The organism is Clostridium sartagoforme, assembly GCF_039521405.1.
Classification (GTDB): Bacteria; Bacillota; Clostridia; order Clostridiales; family Clostridiaceae; genus Clostridium; species Clostridium sartagoforme.
Genome location: NZ_BAAACH010000023.1, coordinates 21,511 through 36,660, shown reverse-complemented (window position 1 = coordinate 36,660; position 15,150 = coordinate 21,511). Strand labels below are relative to the sequence as shown.

Sequence of the window (15,150 nt, the reverse complement as noted above, 5' to 3'; positions counted from 1 at the left end):
ATTTTAAATTTATTGGGTTATCGTTTTCACAATATAAGAATACAACAATTTATTAATATACAAAAGATTATTAATTGCATCATATTGTGCAAATTATATTCTAACTGAAAATGGCTTCAACCCCAAGAGTAAAAAATATATGTTTTATATTAATTAGTAATAATCTGAACAATATGTTAATATTAAATATGCTAAACAAAAATAAAATAAATTTTATGATATCCAAATGGATTTAGATGGAGGCAATAATGGCTGTAAACCAAAGAACAAAAAGAAATTTTCATTATAATAATATAGAAAAGAAAGATAAAAACTTTATGTATCAAAATCTTGAAGGAAGCAATTGCTATAATTGTAATTTTGCTGGTTCAAACTTTGATTATGTAAATTTTAGGGGAGCACACTTCAAATCATCTAGCTTTATGAAATGTAGTTTTAAATGGTCTGAATTTATAGGAACAAACTTTAGAAAGAGTAACTTTAAAAATGCAATCTTTGAAAACACCATATTTGACTCTGTTAAATTACAAGATGTTGACTTTAAGGATGCAAAATTTGTAAATACTATATTTGTATCAACAGATATAAGTAAAGCTAAAAATTTAGATATTAATAATCCTGAAATAAGAATTTTTGATGAAATGCCTAAAATAGAAATAAGTGAAGATCTTAAAAATTCAGCTTTTGCTACCTTCAACAATAAGTATATAAAATCTTCAAGGCTTCTAGATACAAAAGATGGATCACTTAATTACTTAAACATTATGATTCTTTTAGAAAATTTTGATGAAGAAACATTAATTAAAGGCTTGAATTTTATCACTACTGAAGTAGATAGAGACTTCTATACACTAAGCTATATAATAAAACTTATTAAAAATATGCCAATATCTTAATTTTCGTTAGGGTTACATATAATACTTAATTTATGAAGGTTGTAATACAGTTCCTTTTTAAATAAAAAACGTCATTATAAGTAAAATTACTATACTTATAATGACGTTTTTATGACTACCACATTTTAATTCATATACCTTCTACCAACCTATTATATACTTAGAATAGTAAAAGAAAGCCCAATTACCAACACTAGCTTTGATTCCTTATTTTGTAATCTTGCAAAAAAATCACCCTCAATATATACATATTGAGGGTAAAATTAAGCCGAAATTTTTATAGAAAAATAATATTGATATTTAGACCGAAGGAGGTGTTTTGCCATTTAAGACTCGAGGTTCTTCTTATAAACCCCAAGTACCGCCTCAACCTTTTGAATTAGCTTTTCCCTTACGTTTTGAGGTTCAAGACACTCGCACGACTCCCCAAGTGAAAGCAAGAACCGTATTCCAATATCTCCGTCTAATATAGGAATTGTCGCAATGTTTTTCCCATTTTCATGCACTATTTCAATATCGCTCAAATAACTCATAAGCTGCCCTTTAAGCGTATCATCAAACCTGATTTTGACCATAACTTTCGGCATATCGTAATTAATTTCTTTGCTTAATGTAGAAAAATCAATATCTCTTGGCATAAAGGCTCTCTCTGAAGCTATTAGCTTACGTATGCGAGAAAATCGAAAAGTTCTCATTTCCTGACGTAAGAGGCAAAATCCTTGCAGATACCAGCTACTACTCTTGTGGAGCAAACGATATGGCTCGACTTGCCGAAAAGAAACATCACCCTTGCTATTGGAATAATCAAAGCTGAGAATTTTCCGCTCCACAATAGCTGAATTGATGGTTTGCAGATAGCCCTCACGTATAATATCTTTTTTCCAAGGGCTTAGATCAATAGTGATTCTCCTTGTGATCTCGTCGATATCATTCTCCTTTTCCTTGGGGATAATCGCTTTTAGCTTACTAATAACCTGCTTTGTTTCTGAGTTGTCAAGTGCAGAATGCATACCGGAAAGCCCGATTAAAAGCGTTGTCAAGTCCGATTCAGAAAACAAGCGCTTATCTACCTTAAACTTCTCCATAATACCAATACCGCCTTTACTACCGGGATAAGTAATAATGGGTATTCCCGCCTCGTTTATGGTTTCGATGTCGCGGTAAATTGTGCGCTTGGATACCTCAAATGTTCTAGCAAGATCTGCTGCACTTATAGTTTTACGCTCTAAGAGCAACATGATAATGGAGATAAGCCTGTTCATTTTCACTCTACATCAACCCCTAAAAAAATCTTAAATTCATTATAAAATGATGACATACTGTTGTCAACATCTGTGTGATATGATTATCCTATCACAAATTAAAGGAGTGTTTTCAATGTCATTAAACGCGTATATCAGATTCAACGGCAACTGTCGTCAAGCTGTAGAATACTATTCAGAAGTTTTCAGTTGCCAAAAACAAAATATCATGACCTTCGGACAATTCCATAATGAATCAGACTTTTATATGTCCGAGGAAGAAAAAAATCAAGTTATGCACACCTACTTAAGTATTAACGGATACGATGTCATGTTTTCCGATTGCCCACCGGGAATGCCTGCTACTCAAGGTGACAATTTTAGCCTGGCTTATAGCACAAAGGACAAGGACGAAATGATTCGTATTTTTAACCATCTAAAGGATGACAATGGTCAAGTGTTCATGGAGCTTCAAGAAACATTTTGGAGCAGCTTGTACGGCTCTTTAACCGATAAGTTCGGTATCAGCTGGCAATTTACCCACGACAACGGGAATACTTTCTAATAACAAGCAATAACTTCCAGTTATTGTTATGGCCTTAAAGGTCAAAATATTAACTGGAAGTTTATGTTTAATAATAAGACTTAATAAATCCATTCTGATGTAAATGTCCTATACGTCTTTCCTTACAAATTGAAAAGTGCCTATTAATGAAGTTATACCTATCCACATAAATAATAAAATAATACTTGCACCAATGCCTAATATTTCAATTGATCCTTCTGATACTGTACCTGATAAACTATGTAAGGATTCTTGCGGTAATAAAGGTAATATTATTTTTTGAATACTTTGAGAGAACATTTTTATTAAAGCTGGAATAAACATAACAGCTAAAGAAAAAGTAATTGCTCCCCCACTACTTCTAAAAACAAAAACTGCTGCTACAGTTAATAAACAGTAAAACACCGGCATAAAGAGAGTTCCTAATATAAACTGTCTTAAGAAGAGGTCTGCTAAAGACGCCATTGAACTTCCATTAATTAAAAGAATCAGCTGACCTGCAAGAAATGTCAATGCAGTTACAATAAAGCTTACTATCATGGCTAGTAAGAAGTATGTAATTAATTTGCTTAAAAATAGTTTTTTTCTATTTGGAGTTACAGCTAATGTAACATGAATTTGCTTTGTTGAAAATTCCTTTGCATTTGAAATAGCAGCAAAAATAATTAACATAATTGCAGTAACATCAACTCCTAGCATACATGAAGAAATCACGTCAATAGATGACATTTCACTAATTGCCTTTCCCTGTGTTACACTAGTTGTTAATGAAAAAATCAACCCAAGTGTTAAACTTGCTAAAATTATAGATATTAAAAATACTTTTGAAAATTTAAGAAATGCAACTTTTTGATATTCTGCTTTAATTAAATTTCCTAAGGAACTTTTTCTATTATTAATATTCATTTTTTAACTTCCTTTCTTTTAATTCTTTCCTAATTAGATTTGTAATCAACTTTACCTTCTGTAAGCTCTAAAAACAGCTGTTCTAAGGAAGGCTGAACCTTTGTAAGTTCGAAGATTGCAATATTATTTTCTTTTGCTAAAATTCCAGCTTTTTCAGCTTCTATCTTTCTAACTTGTAAAGTATCTTCTCCCTCTTTACTTATGTAAGCTTTATTTTTCTTTAATATATCTTCTAATTTAGAATTATTTTCACTTTTTATTCTTAAATATCCACTAAAGCTTTTTTCTGATATTTCTTCTACCGACATATCAGCTATTAACCTCCCTTGAGCTAAAACTATAATTCTTTCTGCTACTGCTTCTACTTCACTCATGAGATGACTTGATACCAAAACAGCTTTTCCTTGTTTCGCTAAGTCTTTAATAAGAGATCTCAACCAATTGATACCATCTACATCTAACCCATTAAATGGTTCATCTAATATAATGGTTTCTGGATCTCCTAATAATGCAGCAGCAATACCTAACCTTTGCCTCATTCCTAAAGAATATTCTCCAATTTTCTTATTCTTTACTTTTTCTAATCCTGTCTTTTTAAGCATTTCAATTACTCTATCTTTTGAAATACCACTTGCTGTAGCTATCAATTGTAAATGTTGAAATGATGTTAATTTTGGATTAAGAGCATCAGCATCAATTAATGCACCTATTTTAAAAATTGGCTGATTTAGGTTTATATAATGTTCTCCATCAATAATTACTTCTCCTTTAGATGGTTTAACTAAATTTAAAATCATACGCATTGTAGTTGATTTTCCTGCACCATTAGGTCCTAAAAATCCTGTAACTACACCAGGTTTAATATTAAAAGATAAATCATCTACTGCAACTTTATCTTTATATTCTTTTGTTAAGCTTTTTAATTCAATCATTTTTTTCCTCCTTTTTAACTTTTAAATAGCCTTCCACAGACTTATCGATAAACTCATCTGTAAATTCCATTAATCTTCTGTCTTCTTCAGGCCACTGATTACGGTTTTCATAAGCTGTTTTATGGGCTTCCATTAATTCAAGTTTTCCATCTGTAATTTGTCCCACCATTTCAATCCATCTTCTAGCATAATCTTGGCCTTGGCTACCTTCTGGATCAATACCATTAATAATGTGTGTAACAGCCTCTAATATAAGAGACTTCCACTTCCAATATGCTTCAATTACTTCTTCTGCATTTTCATAATGATTTGTTAAAACATCTTCAGTTTTTTCATCATAATGAACATCCTTATATTCAAAGATTATATCTTTATTTAATGAAATCATTAATTGAACTAATTCACCTGAGATTGGTCCCTCATTTTTTTCTAAGTTTTTCAAACTTGCATCAATTAACGATATACTCATCCTCATATCATTTAATTTTTGATAAAAAATATGTCTTTGCTTTTGAAGTACATCAGAAACTTGCTCCATTGTAACAGCTTCTACTACAAGTTCTTTAATTTCCTTAATAGGAAGTCCTAATGATTTGTAAAATAAAACTTGCTGCAGCTTTGTTATATCTGCTTCTTCATAATATCTACGTCCATTAGTTGATTCTTTATTTAATGAAACCAGCCCTATATTATCGTAATATTGCAAAGTTCTTATAGTAACACCTGTTAAATTTGCAATCTCCCCTATAGAAAAACGTCTTTTTTTATTCATCATAGCTCCTCCTCAATAGTAATTTAATCACATTACGTAACGTAACATGCAATAGTATTTTTAATATTTTTAATAAATATTATCCTAATATAAAAACAAACCTATTAAAATTAATAGATTTTTAAAAAAAGTTCTTTGAAAAAAGAAATGACAAATGTAACTACTAAAAAATCTTCTATTTATTTATAATAACCTCAGAGGTGATAAAAATGATTTTAAAAATAGAAAATGTAATAAAACGCTTTAATAATCACTTAGCGTTAGACTATTTATCTTTAGAAGTGAATAAAGGAGAAGTTATTGGTTTACTTGGTCCTAATGGGGCTGGAAAAACAACATGTATAAAATCCATTGTAGGACTACTTTCCGTTGATGAGGGAGAAATAATAGTATTTGATATGAAACAGGACGGAAAGAACCAAAAGATAAAAAGCAAGATTGGTTTTGTAACACAAGAAATTACTATTTATGAAGATATGACTGCAAAGGAAAACTTAGCTTTTTTCGGAAGCTTATATGGTTTAAAAAAGACAGAACTAGAAAGTAGAATTAATAAAGTAGCTAAAATTATTGGTTTAGAAGATCGTTTAAATGACCGCCCTAAACATTTCTCAGGTGGAATGCAAAGACGCTTAAATATTGGCTGCTCTATCTTACATAACCCTGAATTATTAATTATGGATGAGCCAACAGTTGGAATAGACCCTCAATCTAGAAATTATATTTTAGATTTCGTTAAAAAGATAGCTGCTGAAGGAACAACTGTTATCTATACTTCCCACTATATTGAAGAAGTTGAAGCCGTAGCTAGTAGAATATACATAATGGATCAAGGCCATGTAATAGCTTCAGGCACATTAAAAGAACTAATTGCAAGAATTAAAGGTGATTCCCACATATTAGTTGACGTTAAAATAGCAAGGGAAGATAAAAAAGATGAGCTTTTAGCACTAACAGATGTAAAAGAAGTAGTTATAAAGGATAACCAATATCACATCATTGTACCAGGAGGTATATCAATAATTGATAAAATTGTTTCAATTCTAGCTCCTTTAGGTATAGTTAATGTGAATTCTAAACAGCCAACCCTTGAAGATGTATTTCTAACATTAACAGGAAAACAATTAAGAGATGAGGTGAATTAATGCTTAAGTTTTATATATTAAGATCCTCTAGGGATATTTTCGGCCATCTAATTTTGATACTTTTACCAATTTTATTAATAAGCTTTTTTAGCTATATTAATTCAAGTTACAACATAGGTGTCATAACCCCTGTATTAACTATAGGTTTTGCTTTAACATTTCAAATATATGGGTCAGCTATTAGTTTTGAAACTTTAGGGCAAGATTTTTTATCGCCAATACGTAATAGATTATTAGCAACACCAGTTAATCCTGTAAAGGTTGTATTATCAATATTGTTTTCTGGCATAATAGTAAGTTTCCTACAAACCTTTGTTGTTTTAATATTTTCAATTACTATTCTAGATATAAAATTTAATAACCTATTTTTAATTTTACTTGTAATGCTTATTTCAGTAATATTTAATCAACTATTTGGTACTCTTATTTTATTCTTAAGTAAAAATGTTAAAACAGCTAACTCTGTTACAACTTTATATGGTATTGCTGCTCCAATATTAACAGGACTATATTTTCCACTTCCTGATAATATAATAACTAATTTATTTGAAAAATATCTAACACCAATGGCCTTAGCTCAAACTGCAATTTTGGGTATTATTGATAATAACTTAAAAAATTTTATTATAGGAATAATTCCATTAATAATACTTAGCGTAATACTATTTTTATTAATAAAACTCCTAAGTAAGAAGGTGATTCTATGATTATATTTAAACATGCATTAAAACGTAGTCTTGCACAACCTATTAGTATATTAATTACACTTATACTTCCAATAGGAATAATATTTGTACCCCCTTTAGCTAACAGCTATCCAAATGGAATCTATCTATATGGCTTATTAAGCTTATTTTCTGCCTTTATACTATCTAAGCCTATAGTGGAGGAACGTCTTAATAAAATAACAGTTAGAATTTCAGCTACACCTACTAAATATATTAGTTACCTTAGCTCTCACTTAATGGCTTATACTTCTATATTAGTAGTGCAAAATATAATATTTATATTAGGAATATATCTATATTGGAAAGATATTAACATTAACTATTGGTATATATTTAGTTTGAATTTTGTTTACATACTAATGTCAATTGCATTTTCATTATGCTGGAATTCACTATTTAAGTCCTATAATCTTTCTTTTGGATTATTTTCTGGCTTTGCATCTATTATGTGTTTAGTTAGTGGTGTAACTATGCCTCTACAAGTAATCCCTGAAGAAATAAAAAAATTTATAGTAGTTTTACCTACATACTGGTTACCCTATGGACTAAATTCTCTGCATGATGGTAATATTAAATATGTATTAATAGCACATCTTGTATTATTAATTTACTCAGGAATATTTCTATTAATAGGCAGCAAAAGGAGATATTAAATGATTGCAAAAAAGAACTTTATCATTGGACCACAAATAATATATTCATTTATTATGGTAATACAACTTTTAATATTGCTTATTATAATTTTTCATAAATTATTAAATCCAATGGTTTTTTTGCTTTATTTAATATTAATTTTTAGTATGGTTTTAAGATGGAGAATAAAACTAAAACCATGCTATATGTTAATTGATTTAACATTCTTTCTATTAACAGCTGCATTTTATCCCCCTGCTTCTATATATTTATTTGTATTTGCCTATTACTTTTCATATAAAAATAAACTAATTTATACCCTTCCATTAATTATTGTAGGATTAATAGTTAATGAAGGCAGCTATTATTTATTACTATTACAGGGGCTGTTATTTGGTACAATTTTATATCACTGGGAAAGAGAAAGTACTTCAAATAAGAATATAATGGACCATCTAAGACAACATATTTATGACCTGGAATTAGTACAGTCTCAGCTATTATCAGATTATCAGGACACAGATAGAATATCAAGATTAACAGAAAGACAGCGAATTGCAGAGGTACTCCACGATAGTTTAGGTCACGAGCTTACTGCTGCACATCTATCCTTAAAAGCATATAAATCTCTAATACAATCCAAACAATTTGAAAGAGCCAATATAACATTTAGTAAGTCAGAGAAACGTTTAGAAAATGCATTGCATCAATTAAAAAGCTCTGTTAAAAGCATTGAACCTAATTTAGAAATTGGGCTATTGGATATAACTAATTTATGTGATAATTTTATTTATCCAGTTGAATTTGTACATAGTGGGAATATTTTTAAATTAGAACCTTATATATGGCAATTAATTTTAATGTCTGTAAGGGAAGCTTTAACTAACATTACAAAACATGCTCGCCCTAATAAAGTGAATATATCTTTAAAAATAACAGATTATTCTGTTAGGATGACTATTGAAAATGATGGAATAATAAATAACCCTAGAGAGATATCTGGAAATGGGTTACGATATATGCGTAATAGATTAGAAGCTGTAAATGGCAGTTTAAGTATTCAAAGACAAGGTACTTTTAAATTAATTATATTTATTCCATTTGAAAGGAGTAAGTAATATATGAAAATATTAATAGTTGATGATGATGAAATGGTTATCGAAAGTCTTGATATTCTTTTATCTACTGATCCAACTCTAGAAATCATAGGAAAGGCTTCTAACGGAAATGAAGCAATTGACTTTTGCAAAAATAATCCTGTAGATATTATTCTTATGGATATTCAAATGCCATTTATGGATGGAATTGGTGCTTGTAGAGTTATTAAAAAAATTAATAAAGATATAAAAATTATCATGCTTACAACTTTTCATGATTATAAAAACATTCACCAATCACTTCAAGCAGGTGCCTCTGGATATTTATTAAAATCAGATGATACAGAAAAACAAATAATAACTATTAAAACTGTATATTCTGGCCTTTCCATTATAAGTGAAGAGGCCTTAAGGAGCTTTTCTGAATCAAAAGACGAAAATAATTTAACTGCAAGAGAAAATGAAATCTTAAAATTAATTGCTAATGGACTTTCAAATAAGGAAATTTCCAAACAGATCTTTATTAGCGAAGGAACTGTAAGAAATACTATTTCAACTATATTAGAAAAATTAGAATTACGAGATAGAACTCAATTAGCAATATATTATTGGCAAGCTAAAACCGATATGTAATAAAAAAAAGCAATATAACAATCTAAGATTTGTCATACTACTTTTTGCAATTTAGTTAAAGCCTACATGTCCAGTTTCCTCATTTTCTGATGCAGGTACATAGTAAGGCATATTACCCGGTTTTAATTTCCAATCATTGTTGAAAAGATTAAATCTATAATTTCTTATATTTTTAAGTTCTTCTTCAGCAAAATATCCATCATCAAGAAATTGTTCAACTAATTCCTTTTGATAATTAGTATAATCATGAGCAAACAGCATTACTGTGTCAGCTTTAGCATATACTAATTGCTGTAATTTTCGAGTTGAATCTAATTGCTTTTCTGTTTCTTCTCCGCCTAAAGTAATTTGTCTAACCTCATCAATTGACATATGATTTAGAGTATATGGTGTATCCCCCATAAATAAAAGATCATATTCATCTGCCTTTACCAAAACAGAGGTATGCCCAGGAGAATGACCTGGAGTAGGAAGAAGAATAACACTTCCATCACCAAAATAGTCTAAACTGTTAGAAAAGCTCTTATACTCACCAGAGTTATAAGTAAATAAGTCCATCTTATCCTTTATCAAATCGTATGAGTAAGGGTAAATAGAAGTTCCCTTTTCCCAATCTTCTTTGCTTAATATTACCTTGGCATTTGGCAGGTTTCGAAGTCCTCCAGCATGGTCATCATGTGTATGAGTCATAAATACTGTTTTTATATCTTCCAGCCTATACCCCAGCTTCTCTACCCGAACTTGAAGATCCTGCTCTGTGGTCAGCTTGTATTCATCTTTTACTGTTAACAAACGTGAAACCATATAATTGTGATTATAGAATCCATCGTGGTCATTAGCCTGCTCCCAGCTTATAGCTGCATCAATCATCATAAGACCATGCTTTGGATGATCAATAAGATATGTGTATAGAGGTATTGTAATGTTATCTCTATTCACAAGAGTTTTAAAATATCCACTAAGTCCTTCCCATCCATCAAGACCGCCGTAAAATTGTCCATAAGTTAAAATTGTGTCTCCTACGTGAAGCGGATAAACCTTAACTTTTCCATCCTTAGAAGGTGATTTTATAACTACAGATTCAATTGCCTGCAAACGCTCCTCTTCAGCCTTCTTTAAGATGCTTGTACGATAATTTTCAACTATTGGCACCGAAATATACATTAATGCCAAAAATATAATAGCTGGTACACCAAATATAGTAAGTCGGAAGTTTTTGCTTTTTTTCACAAAAGACTTCGAAAGTAATTCTGGGCTCCTAAAAACTATTATCATAAGTATAATAGTTATACCTGAAAGAATTCCTAAGATTACTGGTATATCCTGAATGTAGAATATAACTGCTGCATAAAAAATAGTAAATAATAAAGTTGAAGGTATCACAAAGAACTTTAGCACTGTTCTTCTGCTTTTCTCACCATTAGTAATAAGCCTGAAAATTCCTGGCCAAAGAAGTCCAGTATTTGCTGCAAGTGATATAATAACATATATGGTCAGTAATACAGTGTTTATTCCCTTCATATAAAATACGACACTCATAATAGCTAATAGCCATAAACTTATTATTAAAAGTAGCCCTTTTCCAATGTTTTTAAGTGTTTTTAATAATATTGTCAAGTCCACATCTCCTTTATTTAAAATTAACCCATTGATTCATTGTTTCATCATTAATAATACTAAGAGTAGATTCAGGAACTCCTAATACCTTTTCTATGGAATCTGTATAAGCTGCTAGTATATTTTTCATTTGGTCAATGCAGCCTTTGTCCTTTGTATCATTTATAATCATCAAAGATAATCTATCCCACAAACTTTGTATCAAAGAAAGGGTAACTTCTCCTGCCTGCTCTGGAAAAGAAGGCTTAAAAGTTCCTTCTTTAATCCCCTGGAAAATCATGGAGGATAAGAGAGGAGAAATACGTTCAATTGAATTGTTTAACATTTTCTGACGGATAATTGCATTATCATCGCTGTACCATACCCTCATAAGAGTAATTAAATAATCTCTTTGCCCAATCTTCCAATTTCCTGCTGCTGTGAAGTATTTGTTTAACTTTTCTATAGCTGGTAGACTTTCATCCTTCACTATAGGAATTATCTGTTCTTCTCCTTGATCCATAAAGCGTTCAATAAGTGCATCTAACATATTCTGCTTTGATTTAAAATAATGAAAAAAAGTTCCTTTAGAAATACCTAATTCAGTCAAGATATCTTGAATTGACATCTGCTCATAGCCCTTTGTATAAACAAACTTTTGAGCTGCATTAAGAATTTCATTACGTTTTGCATCATATTCATCTTTTTTTATTATTCTTGCCATAATATCACTCCTTTTAATAAACCGACCGTTGGTATATTAATATAATATATAGTATTTACTCTTATGTCAATATTTATTTGCAAAAAATAACTCCTTCTATTACAACTTTTATGTATTATAATTAGAAGGAGTTATTAATTTATTTACTTCTTCAATATTGTAATTTATCAATCTATTTCTAAGTATTTCTTAATTCCATCACATATAGATTCTGCAATTAAATATTGAAACCCATCATCAAACATCATTTGTTCTTCCTGAGGATTAGTTAAATATCCAACTTCCAACAAAACTGATGGCATCTCTGTGTCCCTAACTACAAATAGTTCTTCCTTCTTAACCCCTCGATCATTAAACCCTGTTGTACTAACTACATGATTATGTATGACTTCTGCCAAAATCTTAGACTCATTATTATAATAATATGATTCTGTACCAGATACATCCGGAGTTTCAAATATATTTCCATGAATTGATATATATAAATCTGCATTTAATTCATTTGCAAAACTAGGCCTATCTTTATAATCAATATATCCATTGATTATATAAATTTGTATTCTTCCTTCTTTTTCCAATATTTCATTTACTTTTTTTGATAAGCTAAAGGTAAAATCCCTTTCATATAAACCACTTACACTTGTTGCACCCACATCTATGCCACCATGGCCAGGATCAATCACTACCAAAAATGTTTCTTTTGTTACACCGAAATTTTTATTATTAGCTTGTTCATTCTTAATACTCCTACTAGCTATTTTATACAAATTTTAATTTCTCTACGTGAAGTATTTTATAGATATATACTACTATATGTTACAATATTTGGTTCAACTAATTCTGTTCCAGGCATTATTGATGCATATTCAGCTTGACCGCTATTTAAAAAAGTAACCTTCATTTCAGCAGGCTCTTGTAGTTTTATAGGATTAATATTCTTGGCATTTATTAATGCATACTTTACTTTTTCATTTATTTTTTCAAATGCTGCAGATGGTGTTAAACACTTTGCTGAATATCTTCCATATGATGTTTTAACTACAACTGTTTCAATTTCAGTATTCACTTTCTTTACTTTCTCTTCTAGAATGTTGTCGCCTGATACCAAAACAACTGGAACATTAAAGTGACCTGCAACACATGCATTCATATAAAATTCCCCAACATCTTTACTGTTAATATTTATGTTTGAAATCACACCTCCATGAAAAGAGTGGCTCAAAACCCCGCCCATATTCATTCTGGAATGATATCCTATTAATATTACCGCGTCAAAGGATGAATCTAATCCTTCCATCATAGCCCCCTTAGGGGATGGACCTGTAATTAATTGTGCTTTATCATTTAAAGATTCTATAAGTATATTATTTCCAGCTCCATGTAAATCATTAACAACAATTTCTGTTGCTCCAATCTCAATAGCTCCCTCGATTACTGCATTAACCTCATAGAAAAGCAAAAACCTATGTATTCATCTGAAATCCAAGTATATTTATCAGCCTTTATTCCATTAAACTCATTAAGTACTTATACAATTCATCAGTAAGTCCATATCTTAACTGGGTACTATCTTGAGAAGCATGGAATGAAGAAATTGAATCTTTCATTTTCTCATCTTCCCCTACTATCCTATTAGTTATATTTCTCCAATATCGGATACATTCTATTGCTTTTATATCAATTTTAGACAATCCCTTCCTATAGCAGTGCTTCAATTTGGAAATAAAAGCAACCCATTCTTCTGCACCATCTGCTTCTGAATTAAAATTAATTAACCTGTCTTTTAATTCATTAAATTGTTCCTTAGTAAAAAATTTATCTGATGACAAATTAATAAATGGTATAACTTCTTTAATATCTTCTGAAGATAAGTTTTTATTATCTTTAAGATTTTCCTTTAATTTAAGTAACTTACAGAAAAGTTGCTGCTTTTGTGCAATTTCCTCTTGCAAATTAGAAATTTGAATTTCAATTAAATCTAGAATATTAACATTTTTAAATATAAGCAATTCTTTTATTTCATCAAGATTAAAGCCTATATCTTTCATTGATATAATTTGATATAATTCTGTAACACTTTTCATATTATACAATCTATGCCCTTTTTCTGTTACCCTAGATGGCTTTAACAAGCCAATTTCATCATAATAATGTAACGTTCTTACAGTTATACCTGTCATATTTGCTAAATCACCAATTTTTATATATTCACTCAATTTATATTCCCTCTTTTATTTTAACAATTTCTTTTAGATCATCTCCATTAAATAAATACTTTTTACCACATATACCACATTCTAATTCTTCGCTTTTATTTAATTGAATTGATTGCTTTAATTCATCCATTTCTACTGACATTAAAATACCAAAAAACATTTCTCTTGAACAATTACATTCTATTTGTATTTTGTATTCTTCTATGACTCTTGCATATGAGGAAAGCTTATTTGGCAAATCAGCCCATTCTAGTAAAGTTAATGTATTCTGATTACTATTAATATAGTCTGTTAAATACTCAAGATTTTTCCTTTCCACAAAAGGTAATGGTTGTATCATGCAACCTCTCATTATTCCATTGCATATAAAAATTTTAAAAATTGTTTCTACCTGTTCACTTCTACAATAAAAATCCGAAAAACATCCTTCTATCGAATCAGCTCTTAACTCTATTGTACCAGTAAACATTCCTGACATCCAGCCTCCCCTGCTTATAGACATAGTTGCACCTTTTCCTGCTAAATCCTCCATTTTTCCAGTAAATACTTTTAATTTAGAAGAGAACGTGCAATGTATATTTCCTTCCCCATCTATATTACAATAAACCGAATATCCTTGTGGCTTAAATCTTATACTAATATCTAAACGTTGGTCTCTTTCAGTTAATAAACCACGTAATAAGCAACAACATATAAATATCCTTCTGTAAAGCTCTTTTGAAAAATCTGATTTTATATCTTTTATATTACCGTGTTCTATTATATCTGTTGCGTCAGTAATATACATTCTAACTTCATTATCATTTGTTAGTAGTTTTAATAAATTATTCTTCATCTTAATTATCACCTCAAGAACATACTACATCATAACGTAACGTGAGGTTCAATAAAGAAATTACAAATTAATTTAGAAGTTGGACTTTTAAACTTAACTAATTTATTTGTTCTATTTTGACAAAGCAAAAGCTATGAAGAATTCTTCATAGCTCATTTATTGGTAGTATATTAGATTGTTTGAATAAGAAAACCCTGTACACACCATTACCTCAGGCGTCTTAGCCATATG

The 15,150-nt window shown here is 29.9% G+C and carries 17 protein-coding genes; 7 read left to right on the top strand and 10 right to left on the bottom strand.

Going from position 1 to position 15,150, the window contains the following annotated elements; genetic code table 11:
- The first annotated feature begins 248 nt into the window (after nucleotides 1-248).
- Nucleotides 249-896, top strand: coding sequence for a pentapeptide repeat-containing protein (locus tag ABDZ60_RS10945; protein ID WP_343778111.1), 648 nt, complete (start codon nucleotides 249-251; stop codon nucleotides 894-896).
- Nucleotides 897-1,222: 326 nt separating this feature from the next.
- Here the strand turns inward: ABDZ60_RS10945 and ABDZ60_RS10940 are convergent, their stop codons facing one another.
- Entirely contained in the window at nucleotides 1,223-2,158 is a 936-nt protein-coding gene (locus ABDZ60_RS10940) for a helix-turn-helix transcriptional regulator (RefSeq protein ID WP_343778142.1), read from the bottom strand.
- 115 nt (nucleotides 2,159-2,273) lie between these two features.
- Here ABDZ60_RS10940 and ABDZ60_RS10935 point away from each other — a divergent pair, with 115 nt between their 5' ends.
- Nucleotides 2,274-2,702, top strand: a complete 429-nt coding sequence (locus tag ABDZ60_RS10935; RefSeq protein WP_343778109.1) for a VOC family protein — start codon at nucleotides 2,274-2,276, stop codon at nucleotides 2,700-2,702.
- A 108-nt stretch (nucleotides 2,703-2,810) separates the two neighbouring features.
- Here the strand turns inward: ABDZ60_RS10935 and ABDZ60_RS10930 are convergent, their stop codons facing one another.
- Genes ABDZ60_RS10930 through ABDZ60_RS10920 form a run of 3 tightly spaced genes read right to left on the bottom strand, consistent with a single transcriptional unit; the run spans nucleotide 2,811 to nucleotide 5,315 of the window.
- A complete protein-coding gene (locus ABDZ60_RS10930; RefSeq protein WP_343778107.1) occupies nucleotides 2,811-3,608 on the bottom strand; it encodes an ABC transporter permease in 798 nt (265 codons plus the stop codon).
- Nucleotides 3,609-3,637: 29 nt separating this feature from the next.
- Complete coding sequence (locus ABDZ60_RS10925) at nucleotides 3,638-4,540, bottom strand: ABC transporter ATP-binding protein (protein ID WP_343778105.1); 903 nt, start codon at nucleotides 4,538-4,540, stop codon at nucleotides 3,638-3,640.
- On the bottom strand, nucleotides 4,533-5,315 hold the full coding sequence (locus ABDZ60_RS10920) for a MerR family transcriptional regulator (protein ID WP_343778103.1): 783 nt from the start codon (nucleotides 5,313-5,315) through the stop codon (nucleotides 4,533-4,535). Before ABDZ60_RS10920 ends, ABDZ60_RS10925 begins: the two co-directional genes overlap by 8 nt.
- Nucleotides 5,316-5,521: 206 nt before the next feature.
- On the opposite strand from ABDZ60_RS10920, the gene ABDZ60_RS10915 reads away from it, so the two are divergent.
- The 5 genes from ABDZ60_RS10915 to ABDZ60_RS10895 are packed head-to-tail and all read left to right on the top strand — an operon-like array spanning nucleotide 5,522 to nucleotide 9,548.
- Nucleotides 5,522-6,457: an ABC transporter ATP-binding protein gene (locus ABDZ60_RS10915; protein ID WP_343778101.1), complete on the top strand. Its 936-nt coding sequence runs from the start codon at nucleotides 5,522-5,524 to the stop codon at nucleotides 6,455-6,457.
- Entirely contained in the window at nucleotides 6,457-7,164 is a 708-nt protein-coding gene (locus ABDZ60_RS10910; protein WP_343778099.1) for an ABC transporter permease, read from the top strand. Before ABDZ60_RS10915 ends, ABDZ60_RS10910 begins: the two co-directional genes overlap by 1 nt.
- On the top strand, nucleotides 7,161-7,838 hold the full coding sequence (locus tag ABDZ60_RS10905; protein WP_343778098.1) for an ABC transporter permease: 678 nt from the start codon (nucleotides 7,161-7,163) through the stop codon (nucleotides 7,836-7,838). The genes ABDZ60_RS10910 and ABDZ60_RS10905 overlap by 4 nt, the downstream gene beginning before the upstream one ends.
- Nucleotides 7,839-8,936: a sensor histidine kinase gene (locus tag ABDZ60_RS10900; RefSeq protein WP_343778096.1), complete on the top strand. Its 1,098-nt coding sequence runs from the start codon at nucleotides 7,839-7,841 to the stop codon at nucleotides 8,934-8,936.
- Between the two features lie 3 nt (nucleotides 8,937-8,939).
- The gene (locus tag ABDZ60_RS10895; RefSeq protein WP_343778093.1) at nucleotides 8,940-9,548 is read left to right on the top strand and encodes a response regulator; all 609 of its coding nucleotides are present in this window, start codon (nucleotides 8,940-8,942) and stop codon (nucleotides 9,546-9,548) included.
- Nucleotides 9,549-9,599: 51 nt separating this feature from the next.
- Here the strand turns inward: ABDZ60_RS10895 and ABDZ60_RS10890 are convergent, their stop codons facing one another.
- The 6 genes from ABDZ60_RS10890 to ABDZ60_RS10865 all read right to left on the bottom strand — a co-directional run bounded on the left by ABDZ60_RS10890 (nucleotide 9,600) and on the right by ABDZ60_RS10865 (nucleotide 14,919).
- Nucleotides 9,600-11,165 carry an N-acyl homoserine lactonase family protein gene (locus ABDZ60_RS10890; protein WP_343778091.1) on the bottom strand — a complete coding sequence of 522 codons (1,566 nt, stop codon included), beginning with the start codon at nucleotides 11,163-11,165 and terminating at the stop codon, nucleotides 9,600-9,602.
- 13 nt (nucleotides 11,166-11,178) lie between these two features.
- A complete protein-coding gene (locus ABDZ60_RS10885; RefSeq protein ID WP_343778089.1) occupies nucleotides 11,179-11,868 on the bottom strand; it encodes a TetR/AcrR family transcriptional regulator in 690 nt (229 codons plus the stop codon).
- A gap of 167 nt (nucleotides 11,869-12,035) precedes the next feature.
- Nucleotides 12,036-12,635, bottom strand: a complete 600-nt coding sequence (locus ABDZ60_RS10880) for an N-acetylmuramoyl-L-alanine amidase family protein (protein WP_343778087.1) — start codon at nucleotides 12,633-12,635, stop codon at nucleotides 12,036-12,038.
- A 26-nt stretch (nucleotides 12,636-12,661) separates the two neighbouring features.
- Nucleotides 12,662-13,327: a M55 family metallopeptidase gene (locus ABDZ60_RS10875; protein ID WP_343778085.1), complete on the bottom strand. Its 666-nt coding sequence runs from the start codon at nucleotides 13,325-13,327 to the stop codon at nucleotides 12,662-12,664.
- 43 nt (nucleotides 13,328-13,370) lie between these two features.
- A complete protein-coding gene (locus ABDZ60_RS10870; protein WP_343778083.1) occupies nucleotides 13,371-14,084 on the bottom strand; it encodes a MerR family transcriptional regulator in 714 nt (237 codons plus the stop codon).
- Between the two features lies 1 nt (nucleotide 14,085).
- Nucleotides 14,086-14,919, bottom strand: coding sequence for an Hsp33 family molecular chaperone HslO (locus ABDZ60_RS10865; RefSeq protein ID WP_016208628.1), 834 nt, complete (start codon nucleotides 14,917-14,919; stop codon nucleotides 14,086-14,088).
- Nucleotides 14,920-15,150 lie beyond the last annotated feature (231 nt).

Bases quoted from the DNA above. Each gene is read 5' to 3' on its own strand.
- ABDZ60_RS10945 (WP_343778111.1), top strand. From the start codon at position 249: ATGGCTGTAAACCAAAGAACAAAAAGAAATTTTCATTATAATAATATA.
- ABDZ60_RS10935 (WP_343778109.1), top strand. From the start codon at position 2,274: ATGTCATTAAACGCGTATATCAGATTCAACGGCAACTGTCGTCAAGCT.
- ABDZ60_RS10925 (WP_343778105.1), bottom strand. From the start codon at position 4,540: ATGATTGAATTAAAAAGCTTAACAAAAGAATATAAAGATAAAGTTGCA.
- ABDZ60_RS10915 (WP_343778101.1), top strand. From the start codon at position 5,522: ATGATTTTAAAAATAGAAAATGTAATAAAACGCTTTAATAATCACTTA.
- ABDZ60_RS10905 (WP_343778098.1), top strand. From the start codon at position 7,161: ATGATTATATTTAAACATGCATTAAAACGTAGTCTTGCACAACCTATT.
- ABDZ60_RS10885 (WP_343778089.1), bottom strand. From the start codon at position 11,868: ATGGCAAGAATAATAAAAAAAGATGAATATGATGCAAAACGTAATGAA.
- ABDZ60_RS10930 (WP_343778107.1), bottom strand. From the start codon at position 3,608: ATGAATATTAATAATAGAAAAAGTTCCTTAGGAAATTTAATTAAAGCA.
- ABDZ60_RS10910 (WP_343778099.1), top strand. From the start codon at position 6,457: ATGCTTAAGTTTTATATATTAAGATCCTCTAGGGATATTTTCGGCCAT.
- ABDZ60_RS10865 (WP_016208628.1), bottom strand. From the start codon at position 14,919: ATGAAGAATAATTTATTAAAACTACTAACAAATGATAATGAAGTTAGA.
- ABDZ60_RS10895 (WP_343778093.1), top strand. From the start codon at position 8,940: ATGAAAATATTAATAGTTGATGATGATGAAATGGTTATCGAAAGTCTT.
- ABDZ60_RS10940 (WP_343778142.1), bottom strand. From the start codon at position 2,158: ATGAACAGGCTTATCTCCATTATCATGTTGCTCTTAGAGCGTAAAACT.
- ABDZ60_RS10900 (WP_343778096.1), top strand. From the start codon at position 7,839: ATGATTGCAAAAAAGAACTTTATCATTGGACCACAAATAATATATTCA.
- ABDZ60_RS10920 (WP_343778103.1), bottom strand. From the start codon at position 5,315: ATGATGAATAAAAAAAGACGTTTTTCTATAGGGGAGATTGCAAATTTA.